General features: G+C 60.0%; 19 protein-coding genes. 8 read left to right on the top strand and 11 right to left on the bottom strand.

The window, feature by feature from the left end; translation table 11 throughout:
- Window positions 1–28 precede the first annotated feature (28 nt).
- From GOW09_RS16535 to cobU, 3 genes are read right to left on the bottom strand one after another with little or no spacing between them, the layout of a single operon-like run.
- Entirely contained in the window at window positions 29–910 is an 882-nt protein-coding gene (locus GOW09_RS16535) for a glutathione S-transferase (RefSeq protein WP_171119668.1), read from the bottom strand.
- Between the two features lie 58 nt (window positions 911–968).
- Window positions 969–1,547 (bottom strand): histidine phosphatase family protein, encoded by a 579-nt coding sequence (locus GOW09_RS16530; RefSeq protein WP_171119667.1) that lies wholly within the window; start codon window positions 1,545–1,547, stop codon window positions 969–971.
- Entirely contained in the window at window positions 1,544–2,065 is a 522-nt protein-coding gene (cobU, locus tag GOW09_RS16525; protein ID WP_171119666.1) for a bifunctional adenosylcobinamide kinase/adenosylcobinamide-phosphate guanylyltransferase, read from the bottom strand. Before cobU ends, GOW09_RS16530 begins: the two co-directional genes overlap by 4 nt.
- Before the next feature lie 99 nt (window positions 2,066–2,164).
- On the opposite strand from cobU, the gene GOW09_RS16520 reads away from it, so the two are divergent.
- The 6 genes from GOW09_RS16520 to GOW09_RS16495 all read left to right on the top strand — a co-directional run bounded on the left by GOW09_RS16520 (window position 2,165) and on the right by GOW09_RS16495 (window position 8,735).
- Window positions 2,165–3,043, top strand: coding sequence for an RNA polymerase factor sigma-32 (locus tag GOW09_RS16520; RefSeq protein ID WP_171119665.1), 879 nt, complete (start codon window positions 2,165–2,167; stop codon window positions 3,041–3,043).
- The gene (locus GOW09_RS16515; RefSeq protein ID WP_171119664.1) at window positions 3,040–3,864 is read left to right on the top strand and encodes a ChaN family lipoprotein; all 825 of its coding nucleotides are present in this window, start codon (window positions 3,040–3,042) and stop codon (window positions 3,862–3,864) included. Before GOW09_RS16520 ends, GOW09_RS16515 begins: the two co-directional genes overlap by 4 nt.
- A 63-nt stretch (window positions 3,865–3,927) precedes the next feature.
- Complete coding sequence (gene coaBC / locus GOW09_RS16510) at window positions 3,928–5,124, top strand: bifunctional phosphopantothenoylcysteine decarboxylase/phosphopantothenate--cysteine ligase CoaBC (RefSeq protein WP_171119663.1); 1,197 nt, start codon at window positions 3,928–3,930, stop codon at window positions 5,122–5,124.
- A 15-nt stretch (window positions 5,125–5,139) separates the two neighbouring features.
- On the top strand, window positions 5,140–5,595 hold the full coding sequence (gene dut / locus GOW09_RS16505; protein WP_171119662.1) for a dUTP diphosphatase: 456 nt from the start codon (window positions 5,140–5,142) through the stop codon (window positions 5,593–5,595).
- Window positions 5,595–6,644 (top strand): HesA/MoeB/ThiF family protein, encoded by a 1,050-nt coding sequence (locus GOW09_RS16500; RefSeq protein ID WP_171119661.1) that lies wholly within the window; start codon window positions 5,595–5,597, stop codon window positions 6,642–6,644. The genes dut and GOW09_RS16500 overlap by 1 nt, the downstream gene beginning before the upstream one ends.
- A 75-nt stretch (window positions 6,645–6,719) precedes the next feature.
- Entirely contained in the window at window positions 6,720–8,735 is a 2,016-nt protein-coding gene (locus tag GOW09_RS16495) for a M3 family metallopeptidase (protein ID WP_171119660.1), read from the top strand.
- A gap of 2 nt (window positions 8,736–8,737) precedes the next feature.
- On the opposite strand, the gene GOW09_RS16490 is transcribed toward GOW09_RS16495, so the two are convergent.
- Genes GOW09_RS16490 through GOW09_RS16465 form a run of 6 tightly spaced genes read right to left on the bottom strand, consistent with a single transcriptional unit; the run spans window position 8,738 to window position 15,304 of the window.
- Entirely contained in the window at window positions 8,738–9,670 is a 933-nt protein-coding gene (locus GOW09_RS16490) for a glyoxylate/hydroxypyruvate reductase A (RefSeq protein ID WP_171119659.1), read from the bottom strand.
- Between the two features lie 15 nt (window positions 9,671–9,685).
- A complete protein-coding gene (rodA, locus tag GOW09_RS16485) occupies window positions 9,686–10,825 on the bottom strand; it encodes a rod shape-determining protein RodA (protein ID WP_152456886.1) in 1,140 nt (379 codons plus the stop codon).
- Complete coding sequence (mrdA, locus tag GOW09_RS16480) at window positions 10,822–12,771, bottom strand: penicillin-binding protein 2 (protein ID WP_171119658.1); 1,950 nt, start codon at window positions 12,769–12,771, stop codon at window positions 10,822–10,824. Before mrdA ends, rodA begins: the two co-directional genes overlap by 4 nt.
- Window positions 12,768–13,304, bottom strand: a complete 537-nt coding sequence (locus GOW09_RS16475) for a rod shape-determining protein MreD (RefSeq protein ID WP_171119657.1) — start codon at window positions 13,302–13,304, stop codon at window positions 12,768–12,770. Before GOW09_RS16475 ends, mrdA begins: the two co-directional genes overlap by 4 nt.
- Complete coding sequence (gene mreC / locus GOW09_RS16470; protein WP_170346418.1) at window positions 13,297–14,199, bottom strand: rod shape-determining protein MreC; 903 nt, start codon at window positions 14,197–14,199, stop codon at window positions 13,297–13,299. The genes GOW09_RS16475 and mreC overlap by 8 nt, the downstream gene beginning before the upstream one ends.
- Before the next feature lie 58 nt (window positions 14,200–14,257).
- Window positions 14,258–15,304, bottom strand: a complete 1,047-nt coding sequence (locus tag GOW09_RS16465) for a rod shape-determining protein (protein ID WP_039523195.1) — start codon at window positions 15,302–15,304, stop codon at window positions 14,258–14,260.
- Window positions 15,305–15,459: 155 nt separating this feature from the next.
- On the opposite strand from GOW09_RS16465, the gene GOW09_RS16460 reads away from it, so the two are divergent.
- A complete protein-coding gene (locus tag GOW09_RS16460) occupies window positions 15,460–16,245 on the top strand; it encodes a 23S rRNA (adenine(2030)-N(6))-methyltransferase RlmJ (protein ID WP_171119656.1) in 786 nt (261 codons plus the stop codon).
- 178 nt (window positions 16,246–16,423) lie between these two features.
- Here the strand turns inward: GOW09_RS16460 and GOW09_RS16455 are convergent, their stop codons facing one another.
- Window positions 16,424–17,992, bottom strand: a complete 1,569-nt coding sequence (locus GOW09_RS16455; protein WP_171119655.1) for a 2-isopropylmalate synthase — start codon at window positions 17,990–17,992, stop codon at window positions 16,424–16,426.
- Between the two features lie 288 nt (window positions 17,993–18,280).
- Here GOW09_RS16455 and GOW09_RS16450 point away from each other — a divergent pair, with 288 nt between their 5' ends.
- Window positions 18,281–18,946, top strand: a complete 666-nt coding sequence (locus GOW09_RS16450; RefSeq protein WP_171119654.1) for an SDR family NAD(P)-dependent oxidoreductase — start codon at window positions 18,281–18,283, stop codon at window positions 18,944–18,946.
- 4 nt (window positions 18,947–18,950) lie between these two features.
- Here GOW09_RS16450 and GOW09_RS16445 read toward each other — a convergent pair whose 3' ends face one another.
- Window positions 18,951–20,432: a 2-isopropylmalate synthase gene (locus GOW09_RS16445; protein ID WP_171119653.1), complete on the bottom strand. Its 1,482-nt coding sequence runs from the start codon at window positions 20,430–20,432 to the stop codon at window positions 18,951–18,953.
- Window positions 20,433–20,476: the final 44 nt, after the last annotated feature.

Raw genomic sequence — 20,476 nt, 5'->3', positions numbered from 1 at the left:
AACAGTGTGTTGCTGCCATGATTGTGGTTTAAGAGTCGTTAACGGTTGCGCGCAATGCAGCGAATTTTGGCCACGCGTCGGGATCGGCAATTGTTTTGTCGCGGCAGAATGGATTGCAGAAGCCCCAGCATTTTCCATCCAACTCCAGAAATTCCGCAACGGGTTTGCCGGAATACGGGCAAACTTGGTTGATTGACGGGCCGGAGACCGGCTTGGCGGTTGAAACCCCTCCGATCGGCCAGGGCTTGGACGGCAAATCCAGACGATAGGGAAAAGGGTCGTATCTGACAGTCAGGCCCATTGCGCGCCATTGTCTGACGGCGGGGTCTGACAAAAGGTCCAGGCAATAGGTCCGGTTCGCCTTGGATACTGGCAGCCCGTATCCGATGATCCGCGCTGCGACAGGTGTGTAAAACACGTCCGCCAGCGAATACGAGCCAAACAACGGGCCTTGTTCCACACCTGACATTATGCGCGCATGATCCCAGAGTGTTTCGATGCGTGCCAGATCTGCCAGTGTTTCATCTGATGGGTCGAAATCCTGCCAGACGTGCAGCAATTGCATCGGGCATTCACCCCGCAAGGCTCCAAACCCTGCCACCATCTCGGCGCACAGCCAGCGGGCGGTTGCCCGGGCGGCGGGATCTGATGGCCACAACCCGGCATCAGGGTGGCGCTCGGCCAGGGTTTCAGCCATGGCCAGGCTTTCGCCCACCACAGTTCCTTCCGGCAGGTGCAGGGCAGGCACAAGTCGCGCTGGGGCCAAGGGCTCCATATCCTGTGCCATTGTGCCCGAATACAGGCCAATCATGTGGCTTCTGTAGGGCAGGTTGAATTTCTCAAGCATCAACCAGCCACGCATTGACCAGCTGGAGAAGAGGCGGTCGCCGATATACAAATCATATGTCATACGCAGACGATGCCGCAGGTTCGCAGTTCGGTAAAACATTGATTTGTGAGGGGTCTGTTCACGGAAGGTGATTGATTGTACCGACGGACCACCTGTCTGCGTCGATCAGGATATCCGTCACCGACAAGTTGTCGATTCGGTGTGAAAAAGTCTGTTGTCCGTCCAGATCAAGGGCGCGCTGCACCTGAGTTAGGATAACGCCGAAATGCGCGACGATGACCAGATCGCCGCCTGAATGTGCTGAAACAAGCGTGTCGATCGCCGCGTCGACCCGATTGCGGACGTCGTTCCAGCTTTCACCTTGCGGCGGGCGGACATCGCCGGGGTTGTCCCAATACGCAAAGGCCAGTTCCGGGTCTTCGGCTTCGATTTCGGCAAATCCGCGCAACTCCCAGCGACCAAAATGGATTTCCCGCAAGTCCGTATGATGAGGAAGACGTTGACGTTGGCCTTGTATGGCCGTGGCAGTGTCAACCGCCCGAGACAGATCGGACGAGATCACAAGCGCCTCGGGCGGCAAATGGTCGTGCAGACGTTTCAGTGCGGCTGCATCGCTCAGGTCAGCGGGCAGGTCGGACCAGCCGACCATGGTTTTCGCGTGCGTCGGCCCGTGTCGAACAAGGTGAAGGCGCGTCACGGCAATTGCCCTTTCAGAACAACGGGCAACCCGGCGGTGATCTGCACCACCAGACCGGCCTGCGCTGCAAGCGCGATGTTCAACCGCCCCTGGGCTTCGCGAAACCGGCGGGCCAGGGCGTTGTCCGGGACAATGCCGTGGCCAACTTCGTTCGAGACGATCACGATTTGCGCGGGGCATCCACGAAGGGCGTCAAGCAGGGCGGTTTGTGCCGCCTCCAGATCGGATTCGGCCAACAGGTGGTTGCTCAGCCACATAGTGGCGCAGTCAATCAGGCAAATCTGATCGGGCGACAACGTGGCCAGAACCGGCCCCGGATCGAAAGGTTCTTCAACCGTGGTCCAACCGTCGCCGCGTTGCTCAAGATGGCGCTCTACCTTCTGGCGCATCTCGTCATCAAACACTTGTGATGTCGCAAGGTAAACTCGGCTTTTCCCCTGAGAAACAACTAGTTCTTCGGCGAAAACCGACTTGCCCGACGCGGCCCCACCCAGAACCAAGGTTAAATCCGGCGACACAGTACTTACCTATAGTTGATCCGTTTGGTGCTGTTTTGCGTAATGGTCATAGGTCGGCAAAGCAAGTCTGACCAGTACCTGCAAACAGGGGAGAGGTTTATGGCACTGGATAATGCGACGGACTTTTCGATGTCCCGGCAAGCAATGAAGGCCGAGCTGCTGGATGCGGAAACCGAACTGAAACTGGCTTATGCGTGGCGTGATGAGCGTGATGAACAGGCGTTGCACCGTCTGATCACCGCCTATATGCGTCTGGCGATTTCGATGGCGGCCAAGTTCAAGCGCTATGGCGCGCCGATGAATGATCTCATTCAGGAAGCAGGCCTTGGCCTGATGAAGGCCGCAGACAAGTTCGATCCAGATCGCGGCGTGCGGTTTTCGACCTATGCCGTATGGTGGATCAAGGCAAGCATTCAGGACTATGTCATGCGGAACTGGTCCATGGTTCGGACCGGGTCAACCTCATCTCAGAAGTCGCTGTTCTTCAACATGCGTCGAGTTCAGGCCCGGCTGGAACGTGAAGCCGCCACCGAAGGTCAGGAACTGGACCGTCATCAGTTGCATCAGATGATCGCCACGGAAATCGGTGTGCCGCTGCGCGACGTCGAGATGATGGAAGGTCGTCTGTCCGGTTCTGATTTTTCGCTGAATGCGGTGCAATCCGCTGATGAGGATGGGCGCGAGTGGATCGATGCTCTGGAAGATGACCGCGAGCAGGCAGCCGAAGCAGTTGAACACAGCCTTGATACCGAACAACTGCGCAAGTGGCTGTTGACGGCGATGAATGCCTTGAATGATCGCGAGCGTTTCATTGTGCGCGAGCGCAAGCTGCGAGACCCTGCGCGAACCCTGGAAAGCCTGGGAACCGAGCTGGGCCTGTCCAAGGAACGTGTACGTCAGCTTGAAGCCGCAGCCTTCGCGAAAATGCGCAAGAACCTTGAAGCCCAGTCGCGCGAGGTGCAACACTTCATCGCATGAAACAGTTTGCGATTCTTGTGTGCGTTCTGGGTCTTACGGTTGCGGCAGCGCGACCGGGGCTGGCAGATAGACTTGTTCCCGCTGATGCCATGTCCGTGATGCGGGACGCCGATGTCGTGATATTGGGGGAAGTTCACGACAACCCGACTCATCATCTGGTGCAGGCCGAAGCGCTCGAGGCTGTTTCACCTTCGGCCGTCGTCTGGGAAATGGTCACGGAAGAGGGCGCGCAGAGGCTCGCTCAGAAAGCTGTGTCCAACCCAGAAGAACTGAGCCGCATTTTGAAATGGGCTGAAAGTGGCTGGCCTCCGCTCAGCATGTATTATCCGGTGTTCGAGGCGTCGGGCGCGCCGGTTTACGGGGCCATGGTTCCGCGTGCTGCCGCGCGTGCCGCGATGGAACGCGGGGCCGCCACGGCGTTGGGTGCAGACGCGGCGCGTTATGGTCTGACGGTGCCTCTATCGCCCGAAGAACAGGCCGCGCGAGAGGCCGACCAGTTGGCGGCGCATTGCGATGCGCTTCCGGCTGAAAAGTTGCCCCAGATGGTTGCGATCCAACGATTGCGCGATGCTGTGCTGGCCCGTGCCGTGGTCCGTGCGATGGACGAAACCGGGGGTCCGGTTGCCGTGATTACTGGAAATGGTCACGCGCGAAAGGATCGGGGCATACCGACCTATCTTGCGCGCCTCAGACCAGGTTGGAAAGTCGTGGCCGTCGGACAATCCGAGGATGGAGCGATCGACGGAGAATTCGATATCGTGATTGATAGCCCCACGGCCGAGCGCGAAGACCCCTGTGCAGCATTTCAGGTTCAGAATTAATCGCTGGAACTACCTGCGGGCCTTGCCTAATGTCGGGGCCGACCGGGACGGGAAGGGCTGAACATGCTGTCATCCAAACGCATTCTGCTGATTATCGGTGGCGGAATCGCGGCCTACAAATCGCTGGACCTGATCCGCAGATTGCGCGAGCGTGGCGCGGACGTGACCCCTGTATTGACGCGCGCTGCGGAAGAGTTTGTGACACCGCTGTCGGTATCGGCTCTGGCAGGTGAAAAAGGCTATCGCGATCTGTTTGACCTCACCGATGAGGCCGAGATGGGGCATATTCAACTGTCCCGCTCTGCGGATCTGATCGTTGTGGCCCCCGCAACGGCGGATCTGATGGGCAAGATGGCCGCAGGGCTGGCCAACGATCTGGCCTCGACGCTTCTGATGGCCACGGACACACCCGTTCTGTGTGCGCCCGCGATGAATGTGCGCATGTGGACCCACCCGGCAACACAGCGAAACCTGAAGCAGCTGCAAGCGGATGGCGTGCGCTTTGTGGGCCCGAACGAAGGCGACATGGCCTGTGGCGAATACGGTCCGGGGCGCATGTCAGAGCCGCTGGAAATTGTCACGGCGGTTGAGGCTCGGTTGTCTGCGGGGCCCTTGGCGGGCAGGCGGGTGCTGGTGACGTCCGGCCCGACGCATGAGCCGATAGATCCGGTCCGGTATATAGCCAACCGTTCGTCCGGGGCCCAAGGTGCCGCCGTGGCCCGGGCGCTGGCGGAATTGGGGGCCGAGGTGACCTTTGTGACCGGCCCGGCAGACGTGCCGCCCCCGGTGGGTGTGCGGGTCGTACCTGTCGAAACCGCGCAACAGATGTCTGATGCAGTTGATGCAGCTCTGCCCGTCGATGCCGGAATATTCGCGGCTGCGGTCGCGGACTGGCGTGTCGCCAGCGCGTCGGACAAGAAGCTGAAGAAAAGCCGCGATGGCCTGCCGGTACTGGAATTCGCCGAAAACCCGGACATTCTGAAACGTGTTTCCGGGATGGGCGCGAACCGTCCGCCGTTGGTTGTCGGCTTTGCGGCCGAGACGGACAATGTGATTGAACACGCCACGGCCAAGCGTCTGCGCAAAGGCTGCGACTGGATCGTCGCAAACGATGTCAGCCCTGCAACAGGCATTATGGGCGGGTCGGAAAATGCGGTCACCCTGATTTCGGACAACGGGGCCGAGGAATGGCCCCGTATGGGTAAAGACGAAGTTGCCCGGCGTCTGGCGGCGAAAATCGCGGACGCGTTGGCAGGCTGAAGGAAAGGCAAGGGCATGGTTGCAATCCGGGTGATCCGCGAAGACGGGGCAGACCCCGCCGTGGCGCTTCCCTCTTACGAAACCTCGGGGGCGGCCGGCGCGGACGTGCGTGCCAATCTGCCCGGCGGCGCGCCGATTACGCTGGACCCCGGTCAGCGGGCGCTGGTGCCGACCGGCCTGCGCATTGAAATCCCACAAGGGTATGAGGTGCAGGTTCGGCCCCGCTCGGGCCTTGCGTTGAAGCATGGGATTACACTGCCCAACACGCCGGGCACTATCGACAGCGACTATCGTGGGCCTTTGGGCGTGATCGTGATGAATGCGGGACAGGAACGGTTCGAGATCGCCCACGGAGATCGTATCGCGCAGCTTGTGGTCGCGCCGGTGGTGCAGGCAACGTTTGAACTGGCTCAGGCTCTGGGCGAAACCGATCGCGGGGCTGGCGGTTTCGGCTCGACCGGGCGCGGCTGATGCTGTTGGTTTTCATCCTGGCTGCGGGGCTTTGGGGTGTCGGTTATATCGCCGGCACGTCGAAAAAAGCGCGGGTGGTTTCCGTGAGTGTGTTGCTGGCCGGCGTCATACTGTCCCATCTGATCTTGCCGGATGGGCACCCTCTTCGCGAAGCAACGGGTGGGTCTGCGGCGCTTTGGCTAATCCTCGTGGGTTTCGCGGCGCTGGCTTTGCTGTATGGCAGAATACTCAAAGCCTTGCGTAACCGCGCAGTTTCAACTTCGGAACCGGAGCCCGACATGCCCTCGGACCGATTTACCGAGGCCGAGCTGGACCGCTATGCCCGCCATATCGTTTTGCGCGAACTGGGTGGGCCCGGTCAGAAAAAACTTAAAAAAGCCCGCGTACTGGTGATCGGCGCAGGTGGTCTGGGTGCACCTGCGCTGCAATATCTGGCGGCTGCGGGTGTCGGCACGATCGGGATCATCGACGATGACGTTGTCGAGAATGCCAACCTGCAACGACAGGTCATTCACCGGGACGCGGATATTGGAATGCCCAAGGTCTTTTCGGCGCAGCAGGCGATGGAGGCGCAAAACCCGAACGTCGTTGTTCTGCCCTATCACCGCCGCTTGAGCGAGGAAATCGCCACCGACCTGTTTGCAGACTTCGATCTGATTCTTGACGGAACCGACAATTTTGAGACCCGGTATCTGGCAAACCGAACCGCCGTCGCGCTGGGCAAACCGCTGATCTCGGGGGCTTTGTCGCAGTGGGAAGGTCAGCTGAGTGTGTTTGACCCGGCCAATGGCAGCCCCTGCTATCAGTGCATCTTCCCAGAGGCCCCGGCCCCCGGTCTGGCCCCGTCCTGTTCCGAGGCCGGCGTGATCGGCCCGCTGCCGGGCGTCGTCGGATCGATGATGGCGGTCGAGGCGATCAAGGTGATAACGGGCGCCGGCGTGGCGCTGCGCGGCGAGATGCTGATCTATGACGCGCTGTACGGCGAAAGCCGAAAGATTGTTCTGACCCGCCGGGACGATTGCCCCGTTTGTGGCATGAGAAACGATTAACCTTTCTTCACATGGGATGGGTGTTCTGGAACACCCGGCCATGGCGACATAGCTATGGGATCAAAGGAGATCCGCATGACCAACCCGATCCTGTCCAACTGGACCACACCGTTTGAAATCGCCCCTTTTTCCGATATCTCGGATGATGATTTCTCGCCGGCACTGGAGCAGGCGATGAAAGAGCATAACGCCGAGATTGACGCGATAGCGGCAAATCCGGATACCCCCACATTCGCCAACACGATCGAGGCGCTCGAGGCTGCGGGCGGGCAACTGGACAAGGTTCTGTCGGTCTTCTTCACGATTGCGGGCGCGGACAGCAACCCCAAGCGGGAAGAACTGCAACGCGCGTTTTCCCCCAGGCTTTCGGCGCATTTTTCGGGCATTTCTTCCAACAAGTCGCTGTTCAAACGTGTGGCCGACCTATGGGCACGGCGCGATGATCTTGACCTGACCGAGGAGCAGGCGCGTGTGCTGATGCTGACCCACCGGGGCTTTGTGCGTGCCGGCGCGGCTTTGGAAGGGGACGAAGACGCCCGCATGCAAGAGATCAAGTCGCGCCTCGCGTCGCTGGGCACGTCGTTTACCCAGAACTTGTTGGCGGATGAGCGGGACTGGCACATGGATCTGACCGAAGAAGATCTGAACGGCCTGCCGGATTTCGTCGTGGACGCGGCGCGTGCCGCGGGGCAGGAGAAGAAAGCCAAGGGGCCGGTGGTCACCTTGTCACGGTCGCTGATCGTGCCGTTTCTGCAATTCTCGCCCCGCCGGGACCTGCGTGAAAAAGCCTATCGCGCCTGGGCCGCACGCGGTGCCAATGGGGGAGAGACAGACAACCGAGATATCGCGGCCGAGATCCTGGCCTTGCGCGAAGAGCGTGCCAAGCTTCTGGGCTATGACACGTTCGCCGACTACAAGCTGGAAACCGAGATGGCGCGCACGCCGGATCGGGTGCGCGAACTGTTGATGCAGGTTTGGGAACCGGCCAAGTCCCGCGCCGACACCGACGCGGATGTTCTGACGCAGATGATGCAGGAAGACGGCATCAACGGCCCGCTGGAAGCCTGGGATTGGCGGTATTATGCTGAAAAGCGGCGCAAGGCGGAACATGATCTGGATGAGGCCGCGTTGAAACCCTATCTGCAACTGGATCGTATGATCGAGGCTTCGTTTGCCTGCGCCAACCGGCTTTTCGGGCTGGAATTCAAACCGTTGGACGTACCCCTCTATCACCCGGATTGCCGGGCTTGGGACGTTACCCGCGACGGGCAGCATGTTGCCGTATTTATCGGAGACTACTTTGCACGAGGGTCCAAGCGGTCAGGTGCCTGGTGCAGCGCGATGAGGGCGCAGGCCAAATTCCCAAAGAAGCAGACACCGGTTGTCATCAATGTCTGCAACTTTGCCAAGGGGGATCCCGCCCTGCTGTCCTATGATGACGCGCGGACTCTGTTTCATGAATTCGGCCATGCCCTGCACCAGATGCTGTCCAACGTGACATATGAAAGCATCTCGGGCACGTCTGTGGCGCGCGATTTCGTAGAATTGCCCAGCCAGCTTTACGAACACTGGCTGGAAGTGCCCGAGGTTCTTGCCGAGTTTGCGACCCATGCGGAAACGGGCGAGCCGATGCCGCAGGAAATGCTGCAAAAGGTGCTGAAGGCGGCCAATTTCGATCAGGGATTCCAGACGGTGGAATATGTCGCCTCGGCCCTTGTTGATCTGGCCTTCCACGATGGCGAGGCGCCGACAGATCCGATGGCGAAACAGTCAGAAGTTTTGGCCGGGTTGGGGATGCCGAAGGCCATTGGAATGCGCCACGCTACTCCGCATTTCGCGCATGTCTTTGCAGGCGATGGCTACAGCTCGGGGTATTACAGCTATATGTGGTCCGAAGTGATGGATGCCGACGCCTTTGCCGCCTTTGAAGAGGCGGGAGGTGCCTTTGACCCCGAACGCGCCAAAGCGTTGGAGGACAACATCCTGTCCACTGGCGGTTCGCGCGAGGCAGAAGACCTGTATCTGGCGTTCCGGGGAAGATTGCCGGGGGTTGACGCCCTGTTGAAAGGCCGCGGTCTGATCGCGGCCTGAAATCAGTAGCCCAAAGCGCGATCCACCAGGTGCACGAAGGGCTCTCCGGCTTCGCCGCGACGGATGTTTTCGCAAATGACCTGCGCGGCTGTGGCCGGGCGGGTCTCGGACGCGATATGAGGGGTCACCGTCACGTTCGGATGTGCCCAATACGGATGATCGGGGGGCAGGGGCTCGACCCGGAACACATCCAGCGTCGCGTGACCGACCTGACCCGCGTTCAAGGCATCCAGCAGCGCATCGTCATCGATCAGAGGTCCGCGACCCGGGTTGATGATCCGCGCGCCCTTGGGCAGCAGGGCCAGCGTTTCAGCATTCAACGCGTTTTCGGTGGCAGCGGTGTCAGGCAGCAGCAGAACCAGTATCTCGGCCTGGGAAAGCGCGTCACGTAGACCGTCAGGACCATGCAGGCAATTTACGCCGGGGATGTCCTTGGCGGTGCGGCTCCAGCCTGTGACCGTGAAATTCAGCGAGGCCAGGGCGCGGGCCGCGGCTTCGCCCAACGCGCCGAGGCCCAGAATGCACACTTTGCGCTCTTGCGCCAAAGGTGGGGCATCCGGGGCCCAGACGCCATCTAGGATGGTGATGTGGCGATCCATTCCCAGATGATAGCGCAGCACATGGCCCACCACCCATTCGGTCATACCCTGCGTCAGCCCGTGATCCACCATTCGCGCCAAGGGGACGGTCAGCGTGTCATTGTCCGCGATCTTTTCAACCCCGGCCCAGAGGCTCAGAACCGCCTTCAGGCGTGTAAAGGGCGAAAAATCCAGTAACCCGCCATTTGGAGCGTAGACAACGTAATCGACCTGATCCGGGTCAAATTCCGTACCGAGCCGCGCCTCAACGCCAGCTTCCGCAAGGTATCGAGTGAGCAGCGGTTCATAGACGGGCCACAGGGCAGGGCGCGCGGAAAACAGAACGTTTACGGGCATCGGGGGCCTTTCAGATCAGCGGGGACGATGGATATGAGCGCTTTGGACGATGCCGAACGCGGCCATCAGCACCAGCATGGCCGATCCGCCATAGCTGACCATTGGCAGAGGGACGCCCACAACCGGTGCCATGCCCATCACCATCGACATGTTGACGGCAAAGAACAAGAAGAAGTTCAGCGCGATGCCCAGAGTAACCAGTGACGAGAACCGATCCTTGGTGGCCAGTGCGGTCGCCATGCAGAACACAAGGATCAGGGCATAGAGAATCAAGAGCGTGATGCCACCGACAAACCCGAACTCCTCTGCGAGGGTGGTGAAGATGAAATCGGTGTGTTTCTCGGGCAGGAAGTTCAGCCGGGATTGCGTACCCTGCATGAAACCGCGCCCGTTCCAGCCGCCGGAACCAAGGGCGATCTTGGATTGCGTGATGTGATACCCGGCACCCAAAGGATCGGTAGAAGGGTCAAGAAACGTGTCGATCCGGCGGAACTGATAATCCTTGAGCAACTGCCAGTCGGTCCCACGACTGTTGAACACGGCGGCGATCAGGCCCACGACGGCGGCAATGACGGCTGCAAAGTAAGCCCAGTGGACACCCGCAAGAAACATCAGCCCGCCACCGGCAGCCAACAGCAGGATCGACGTGCCGAGATCCGGCTGCTTCAGAACCAGCAGCGTGGGCAGGACAATCAGAGCCACGGGAATAAAGACCCAAAGAGGGCGAGACGTCTTGTGCGATGGCAGCCAGTCGTAGTACGCCGCCAGAACCATGACCAGGGCCACCTTCATGACTTCTGAGGGTTGCAGGCGCATGAATCCAAGGTCGATCCAACGCTGCGCGCCCATGCCGATGGTGCCGAACAATTCCACGAATACCAGCAACGCAACCGACCCGAGATAGGCCAGCACGGACATGTTGCGCCAGAACCAGATCGGAACCAAAGCAATGATGAACATCGCGATCAGGCCAAGCCCAAACCGCTCCATCTGCGGTTCTGCCCAGGGTGTCCACGACCCGCCTGCAACCGAATACAGCATCAGGAACCCTGCGCTGGCCGTGCTGATCAGCAACAGGGTCAGCGGCCAGTTCATGTACAGGAATTTCCGAAACCCCGACGGCGTGGATTTCACGGCATATTCAAGATAGCTCATGCGCGGTCCTTTCCATCGGGACGCGCTTTGGGGCGACGGTCGCCCTCGAGCCGTTTTTGCTGTTCCTTGATGCGCTCGCGGTCGGCAACCGGATATGCTTCAAGCGGCGGAGTACCGTTGTAGAGCGCCTGAAGCATGATATCGCGGGCGACCGGTGCCGCCGCCTTGGACCCGCCGCCGCCATGTTCAACGACCACGGCAACCGCGTATTTCGGATTGTCATAGGGCGCGAAGCAGACGAACAAGGCGTGGTCGCGACGTTCCCATGGGAGGTCTTCGTTGCGGATAACGCCGGCGGCACGCTCGGCCTTTGTGATGTTGCGGACCTGGCTGGTGCCGGTTTTGCCGGCCATGCGGAACTCGTCTGCGATGATGCGACTGCGATAGGCCGTCCCCCGCCGATCATTCGAGACCGAGTACATGGCCTTGCGCACCTGTTCCAGATTGTAGGCGTTGATGTCCAGCGGTTCCCCTGCGCCCGAAGGCTGCTCGACACCGTCGATCGATCGTACAAGGCGCGGTGTCACCGATCGGCCGGTGGCTATACGAGCCGTCATGACGGCCAGTTGAAGCGGTGATGCCAGCATGAACCCTTGCCCGATGGACGCGTTGGCCGTGTCGCCCACCAGCCAATCCTGACCGTGTGTCCGCTGCTTCCATTCCTGATTGGGGGCAAGTCCAGCGGCAACCGCCGACATCGGAATATCGTGCTTGACGCCTAGCCCCAATGTACGGGCCATTTCGGATATCTTGTCGATCCCGACCCGCAAAGCCACGTCGTAGTAATAGACGTCGCAGCTGCGTTTAAGCGACAGGTTCAGATCGACCGTACCATGCCCACCGCGCTTCCAGCAGTGGAACCTGCGGCTGCCGACCTTCAGATGTCCGGGGCAATACACTGTGTTTCCAGGGCCTATTACGCCGGCCTCCAGCGCGGCCAATGCGGTGACCATCTTGAACGTCGACCCCGGAGGATAAGTGCCTTGTACGGACTTGTTGGCCAGAGGGCGATACTTGTCCCCCGTCAAAGCCCGATAATCCGCGACCGAGATACCGCGCACAAACAGATTAGGATCGAAACTGGGTGTAGAGCTGACAGCGCGCAGGTCCCCGGTTTCGCAATCCAGAACAATTGCAGCCGCGCTTTCACCTGCCAGCCGCGCTTGCGCATATTGTTGCAGGTCGGCATCGATCGCCAATTGCAAGTCCGCACCCGGCTGACCTTCCTGCCGGTCCAGCTCGCGCATTACGCGCCCTGTGGCGTTGACTTCGACACGCTTTGCGCCGGCTTTGCCACGCAAGGCAATTTCCTGCTTGGCTTCCAACCCGACCTTACCAATCTGAAACCTGGGAATTCGCAAAACCGGCTCGGGGTCCTCGAGTTTGCTGAGATCGTAGTCGCTGACCGGGCCGACATAGCCGACGATATGGGCGAAATCCTCATAGCGTGGGTATTGCCGTGTCAGGCCGACCTCGGGCGTCACACCCGGAAGGGCCGGGGCATTGACTGCGACTTTCGAGATGTCTTCCCAAGTGACCTGATCCGCCAGAGTGACCGGCAGGAACGGCGCTGATCGGCGCATTTCGGTCCGGGCGCGTTCGATCTCATCGTCGTTCAGCGGGATGAGTTCCGACAATTTGGCAATCACCTTGTCGACGTCGCCTGCGTCTTCACGCACGATGACGATGCGATAGGATGGTGAGTTCTGACCGATGATCTGCCCGTTGCGATCATAGATACGTCCACGGGTTGGCGGGATCAGTCGAATGTTGATGCGGTTTTCTTCGGCCAGCAGGCGGTATTCGTCGGCCTGATCCACCTGCATGAAACGCATCCGTGCGGCCAGCCCGCCGATAAAAGCCGCCTGCAAACCGCCCAGCAGCAGCGCCCGGCGTGGCAGGCGTTTATAGGCAAGGCCCTGCGACTTGGGTTTGCGTTGTTTCATGTTCCGCCCCCTACGGCTCCGGCATCCGCAGCAGACAGGCGGTGGACGCCAAATACGCTTTGGCTCAACAGCACGATGAACGGGTAGAAGGCGATTGTCAGCACAAGTTGCATCACGACTGGCCACAAAGCGGCCTGCTGCACCGACAAGATCGACAAAACGACTCTGTTCGTCAAAAACACCATGGCAATCACCACACCGACGGACATCCATTCTCCGACAAATCCAGTGTCCTTCATACCCGGAGCGGCAGAGCGCAGATAGGCTGTGCCAAACACCACCAGCGCAGCCAGAAGGCCGGGCGGGCGTTGCAGCAAAAGATCCGCCATCAGCATGACAAACGCGACCAACAGGGTGGGCACATAATCGGGGCGCCGCAATACCCAGGCAAAGGTCAGCGCAACCAATACATCAGGAAAAGGCCAGCGATCCGGTTGTGCATCAAGCGGCAGCAGGTGCATGAACAGCACGACAAAGGCCAGCGCAACGTAAAGGCCGCGCATGGCCCAGTTGTATGAGGCGGGCCTATCCATCGCTTACCTCATCCGGTACAAGCGCAGTTTCGGGCCGAGTTGGCCCGACGATCCCACCCGGATCCTGAATTGGCGGGGGCGAATGGAAGCGCAGAACGCGAAGAAACTCGAGCCGTTCAAAATCCGCTGAAAGGCGAACGCGCAGACGGCCGCCCGGATCCGCGGCGATCTGGCCGATCAAAAGGCCTGCCGGAAAAACGCCTCCGTCGCCGGATGTGATCACCCGATCACCGGGGCGGACCAGCTCTCGGTTTTCCAGGAATTCGACCACTGGGGCCGGAGTATTGTCTCCTTTGATCAACGCGGTCTGGCCAGAAGGCTGAATCGTTGCCGGAATGGCACTGGTGGCATCCGTCACCAGGATCACCCGAGCCGTATCTGGCCCGACGCCGGAAATTCGGCCAACCAGCCCGATGCCATCCATCGTGGCCCAGCCATCAACGATCCCGTCGCGTTCCCCCACATTCAACAGGACGGACTGCCGGAAGGGTGACCCGCTGTCGGCCATCACCACACCCGTGATGTATGTCAGGCGCGGGTCGAGGCGGACATTGTTCAGATCCAGCAGCCGCGCATTTTCCTGCTCCAATTGCAGTGCGGCCTCTTTCCAGGCACGCATCAGGCGCAGTTCGCTGCGCAGTTCGCGGTTCTGCTCGCTCAGACGCTGGTAGCTTTGGAAATCGCGCACAAGGTTCACAGCGGCGGTCACGGGCACCATGGCCCAATCCATCGACGGTACGACCGCGTCCACCACCTGCGCGCGGAACCGCTCGACGCGGGGGCTGTCGATCCGCCAGACCAGAAAGATGCCCAGCAAGCACAGAATGACGATCCCCAGCAACAAGCGGCGCAGAGGGGTCGTGTAGTCATCGCGCTGTGATCGGTCTTTTGCCACAGGTTACCTTCCCGTGCTGCTCGTGCCGAATTCAGACTGCCCCTAAAAGGTGCGCGCCTCAGCTTTCGTAGTCAATCGCATGGCGCAGCTGTTTTTCGTATTCTAGCGCCTTGCCGGTGCCCAAAGCCACACAATTCAGGCTTTCGTCGGCAATCGACACGGCCAGGCCGGTCTGTTCGCGCAGGGCCAGATCTAGATCACCCAGCAATGCACCACCGCCTGTCAGCATGACGCCGCGATCCACGATATCGGCGGCCAGATCGGGCGGAGTGGTTTCCAGCGCAGTCATCACCGCTTCGCAGATCTGCTGGACGGGTTCCGACAGTGCCTCGGCGACCTGGGCCTGGCTGATCTCGATTTCCTTGGGTACGCCGTTCAACAGGTCACGACCCCGAATATGCATCGACTGGCCGCGTCCATCATCAGGCATCCGCGCCGTGCCGATGGTGGTCTTGATCCGCTCGGCGGTGGATTCACCGACCAGCAGGTTCTGCTGGCGACGCAGGTACGAGATGATGGCTTCATCCATGCGGTCGCCACCCACGCGGACCGAGCGGGCATAGACGATGTCGCCCAGCGACAGAACCGCCACTTCGGTTGTACCACCACCGATGTCGACGACCATGTTGCCGGTCGGGTCGGTGATCGGCATGCCCGCGCCGATGGCGGCGGCGATCGGTTCGGCGATCAGGCCGGCGCGGCGGGCACCAGCGGACAGAACCGACTGACGGATCGCTCGCTTTTCAACGGGTGTCGCGCCATGGGGGACGCAGACGATGATCTTGGGCTTCGAGAAAGTCGAACGCTTGTGAACCTTGCGGATGAAGTGCTTGATCATTTCTTCGGCTGTATCGAAGTCAGCAATCACACCTTCGCGCATGGGGCGGATGGCTTCGATCGAACCGGGCGTCCGGCCCAGCATCAGCTTGGCATCTTCGCCGACAGCCAGAACTTTCTTCACGCCGTCCTTGACGTGATAGGCTACGACCGAAGGCTCAGACAGGATGACACCGCGCCCCTTGACGTAAACCAGCGTGTTCGCCGTTCCAAGGTCGATGGCCATGTCCGCTGTGAACAGGCCGCCCAGATTGCCAAAGATCCCCATGTTTCCCCTGATCCTGTATGTCGGTTTTTCTACTGCCCGCGACTCGACGGTTCCGGGACGGATGACTTATAGGGTGCCATCACGCCCGGTAAAAGGGCTGATTCCGCGACAATCAGCACCTTTCCGCCTTATTGAATGGGACTTTAGAAGGCAAAATGCTCTCTTATCAACACATTTACCACGCCGGGAATCTGGCTGATGTCCAAAAGCACGCATTGCTGGCCTGGGTGCTGAATTATTTGACGCAGAAGGACAAGCCGCTCAGCTATGTCGAAACGCATTCTGGACGGGGGCTGTACCACTTGGACGCGGACGAATCCATGCGGACGGGCGAGGCGGCGGCGGGAATCGAGCGCGCGAAACGAGAAGGGTGGTTCGGCCCCGGACATCCGATGGCGCGGGTTCTGAAAAACATTCAGGCCCGGCACGGCGACGCGGCCTATCCGGGATCGCCGATGATTGCAGCACATCTGTTGAGGGATCAGGACAGCCAGCATTTTGCCGAGCTGCACCCCCAGGAACATGCCGCGCTGTCTTTGGCAATGTCACCGTTCGGGGCGAAGGTGTATCGGCAGGACGGGTTTGAACTGGTGCAATCCCTGCTGCCTCCGACGCCGCGAAGGGGGCTTTTGCTGATTGACCCAAGCTATGAGGTGAAGACCGATTACGATCGACTGCCCGGAGCGATTGCCAAACTGCACCGGAAATGGAATGTCGGGGTGATCGCGCTGTGGTACCCGGTTCTGTCGGACAAACGCCACGCCCGGATGATCGCGACGCTTGAAGCGCAAAACTTCCCCAAGGCTATTTGTCATGAGGTGACATTTCCACCGGTGCGCGAAGGGCATCGGATGGTGGGATCAGGGATGTTCATTCTGAACGCACCATTCGGCATCGAGGAAGAGACGACACGCCTGTCGCAGCTATTTGCAAGCCTCTGAGGTCAGCCACCAGAAATGCAACCGATACTCCCGCCCTGTTTGCCTGCATCAGAGATGTCGTCAAACATGTTGGGCCCGGCAGCGCGCTGCATGTCCGCTGCCGGGCCCAAAGCTGCAAGGGCGCTCGGCGCAGCCGGGCAACCGCAGGTGCGGGAGCCCCTCACCGCGCCACTTTGGATCAGGTCAGGTCTTTGTAGCTGATTTCGCGGGCATCCGCGCCCGGGCCGGTCTTTTCCCGGCGCACGATCAGGCGGTTCAGCGCGTGGATATAGGCTTTGGCCGAAGCCACGACGGTATCCGTGTTCGCCGACTGACCCGTGGCGATCATGCCATCTTCTTCCAGCCTGACCGAAACCGTGGCCTGCGCATCGGTGCCTTCGGTCACCGCATGAACCTGATACAGCTGCAAACGGGCCGTGTTGGGGTGAATCGCACGGATTGCCTTGAAGGTCGCGTCTACCGGCCCGTCGCCATGTTCAGTTGCGATGACGTCCTTGCCGTCGACTTCCAGCTCAACCGTCGATTCCGCCTGCCCGCCGGTGCCGCAGGTGACTTTCATCGACACCAATTGCAGATAGTCGTCCGCCTCGTCCAACGTCATCAGCGCAATGAGATCGTCGTCGAACACTTCTTTCTTGCGATCCGCCAGATCCTTGAACCGCACGAAGATGTCTTTGAGTTGATTGTCGCCAACTTCAAAGCCCAGCGTTTCCAGTTTGTCGCGCAGAGCCGCGCGGCCCGAGTGCTTGCCCAGAGGCAGGGATGTGCCCGACAGGCCGATATCCTCGGGGCGCATGATCTCGAAATTGTCGCGGTTCTTGAGCATGCCGTCCTGATGGATGCCGCTTTCGTGGGCAAACGCGTTCTTGCCGACGATGGCCTTGTTGAACTGAACGTTGAAGCCCGACACCGTAGCGACCCGGCGCGAGATATGCATGATCTTGGTCGTGTCGATCCCGGTGTGGAAGGGCATGATGTCATTGCGCGTGCGCATAGCCATTACGACCTCTTCCAGGGCGGTGTTGCCGGCGCGTTCGCCCAGGCCGTTGATGGTGCATTCGATCTGGCGTGCGCCACCGATGACCGCCGCCAGCGAATTCGCTGTCGCCATGCCGAGGTCGTTGTGACAATGGGTGGCGAAGATCACCTCATCTGCGCCCGGAACCGTTTCGATCAGGCGTTTGATCAGGTCAGCGGATTCCAGAGGCGCAGTATATCCCACGGTGTCGGGGATGTTGATGGTGGTTGCCCCGGCCTTGATCGCGATTTCGATGACGCGGCACAGGTAATCCCACTCGGTCCGGGTCGCGTCCATCGGCGACCACTGCACGTTTTCGCACAGGTTGCGCGCGTGGCTGACCGTTTCGTGAATTTTGTCAGCCATCTCGTCCTGTGTCAGGTTCGGAATGGCGCGGTGCAGCGGAGAGGTGCCGATGAATGTGTGAATGCGGTTCTGTTCCGCGTGTTTGACCGCCTCCCAGCAGCGGTCGATATCGGCGAAATTGGCGCGGGCCAGACCGCAGATGCGGCTGTTTTTCGATCGTTGTGCGATCTCGGACACCGCTTTGAAGTCACCTTCGGATGCGATCGGAAAACCCGCTTCGATGATGTCGACGCCCATGTCATCCAACAGTTCGGCAATCTCGAGCTTTTCGTCATGGGTCATGGTCGCGCCGGGGCTCTGCTCGCCGTCGCGCAAAGTGGTATCAAAGATCAAGACGCGGTCTTGGTCGGTCACGTTGGTCATGGGAATCTCTTTCTTGTCTGTCCTAAAGCCTGTTGGCGCGCTGGCGTCCTCCTCTGAGCGGGCGCGCCGGATGGCACGCTCAGAGGCGGATTAGGATCAGTAGGCCACGCAGAACCGCGCCGTGAGGGGCGGCTTTGGCAAAAGGGATATCTGCGCAGTTGATCATGGGTTTGAGGTTATACAGACGCCGCCGGGAATGAAAAGAACCAATTTTCGACAAGTTGCGGTGTACGGGGTTGGAAATTCCCGTCCCTTGATTGATCCGTCCATGCCGCTAGCTGGTCGCAGATGGATACTGCTTTGATCATTGGTGCGTCCGGCGGGATTGGTGCGGCCGTACGCGAGCAATTGGAGGCACAGGGCGTTGCGGTGACGTGCCTCTCGCGCTCTGTCGAGGGGTTCGATCTGATGGAGCCAGATCGAGCAAGCCGGATGCTTGATCGCCTATCGAGCCCGTTCGATCTTGTTCTCGTCGCTTCCGGGGCGCTGGAAATTTCAGGCAATGCGCCCGAAAAGACCATTCGATCTGTTTCGGCAAGGGCAATGATGGACCAGTTTGCTCTGAATGCCGTTGGTCCGGCGTTGGTGCTAAGCCGGGCCCATCAGTTGTTGCCGCGACAGCGGCGTTCGGTATTTGCTGTATTGTCCGCGCGGGTCGGGTCCATTGGCGACAATCGGATGGGCGGCTGGATCAGCTACCGCGCGGCCAAGGCCGCGGTCAATCAAATCGTCCATACTTCGGCAATTGAATTGGCCCGGACCCATAAACAGGCGATATGTGTTGCGCTGCATCCCGGCACGGTCAAAACAGAGTTTACTCGGAAATATCTGGGACGGCATCCTGCCGTTGAACCCGGTGAAGCCGCGCGCAACCTGATGTCCGTGATCGGCGGGTTGCGCCCGGCGGATACCGGTGGGTTCTTTGACTGGGCCGGAAAACCAGTTCCCTGGTGAGCGATCATTCGCCAGACGGATCTGGCTGTGCCGTCTCTGAGCCCGGGTCTGTCTGCTGTGCCGGAGCGTCTACGCCGCCCTGCTGGTCCTGGGTTTGATTTGGCAAAACACCGTTTTCCCAGATACCGGTTTCTTCTTGCCCGTTGGCATAGCGCATGGTTCCGCTGCCCTGCCTTTTGTTGTCGACAAAGTTGCCCTCATAGACGTCGCCGTTCGAATAGGTCGCTATGCCTTCGCCGTTGATTTTCCCTTCGGACCAGTCGCCGACATACTTGAACCCGGCAGGGGTCACGATTTCTCCCTTGCCGTGGCGCTTACCGTTCACGAAATCCCCGGTGTATACCGTGCCGTCAGAGTAGGTCGCCTTGCCTTTTCCCTGACGAACCCCGTTGACCCAGTCTCCGTCATAGATCGAACCGTCCGCGCGGGTCATCACACCCTTGCCGTGGCTTTGCGCGTTTTTGAACTGGCCCTTGTAGATCATGCCGGTGGCATAGGTCGCCGTACCCTGGCCTTCGATGACGCCAGCGATCCACTCACCCTCGTAAGTGGAGCCGTCGGGATAGGTGATGCGGCCGTTTCCTTCCGCCAGATCGGCCACGAAATCGCCCACGTAAACCGAACCGTCGGGATAGGTCAGCTCACCCAGGCCTTCTATCTGACCCTGGTTCCAGTCGCCGGTGTACACAAAACCATCGGTTCCGGTGAACGTGCCTGTGCCATGGCGGCGATCATCGACAAAGTCGCCCTCATAGACGTCCCCTGACGCGTGAGTTACTTTGCCTTTGCCCTGACGGCGCCCCTGCACAAGCTCGCCTTCGTACACATCACCATTGGCATAGGTCAGGCGACCTGTCCCGGTGATCTGGTCCTGCGTCCATTCGCCTTCGTATACCATTCCGTCAGGCATTGTCTGGGTGCCCGTTCCATCGCGCAAGCCGGCGTTGACATCGCCTTCGTAAACGCTGCCATCGGCATAGGTGATCGTGGCCTTGCCTTGCCGCTGACCGTCCACCCAGTCGCCATCGTAGACGTATCCGTCGGGAAAGGTCAGTTTGCCCTTGCCGTGCCGTTGTGCGTTCCTGAACTCACCCTCATATCGCGAGCCATTGGCAAATTCAGCGACGCCCGTGCCGTTGATGGATCCGTTGGACCATTCTCCATCATAGCTGCTGCCATTGGCGTAAACGATCTTGCCGCGCCCTTCCGGCTGACCTTTGACGAACGCGCCTTCATAAACCGATCCATCCGGGTACTTGGTGACGCCCTGGCCCTGAATTTCGCCTTCCACCCACTGGCCGGTGTATTCGAACCCGTTGGGCAGCCGATACGTACCCGTCCCGTGGCGCAGGCCATTCTCATAAGTGCCCTCGTAGACGCCGCCCACTTCGTCATCCTTGACGATAATCGTGCCGTCCTGTGCAAAAGCGGTCGCAGCTGCCAGGCTCATGGCCACAGCCCCAATTGAGTTTCGGATCACGTTCATTTTGGTCCTGCCTGCCGGATCATCGTTGGTTGCATCCCTGGGCG

Origin of the sequence: Ruegeria sp. HKCCA5463, assembly GCF_013034175.1 — a bacterium.
In the GTDB taxonomy this organism is placed as follows: Bacteria; Pseudomonadota; Alphaproteobacteria; order Rhodobacterales; family Rhodobacteraceae; genus Ruegeria.
This window is presented reverse-complemented; position numbering and strand designations above follow the sequence as displayed.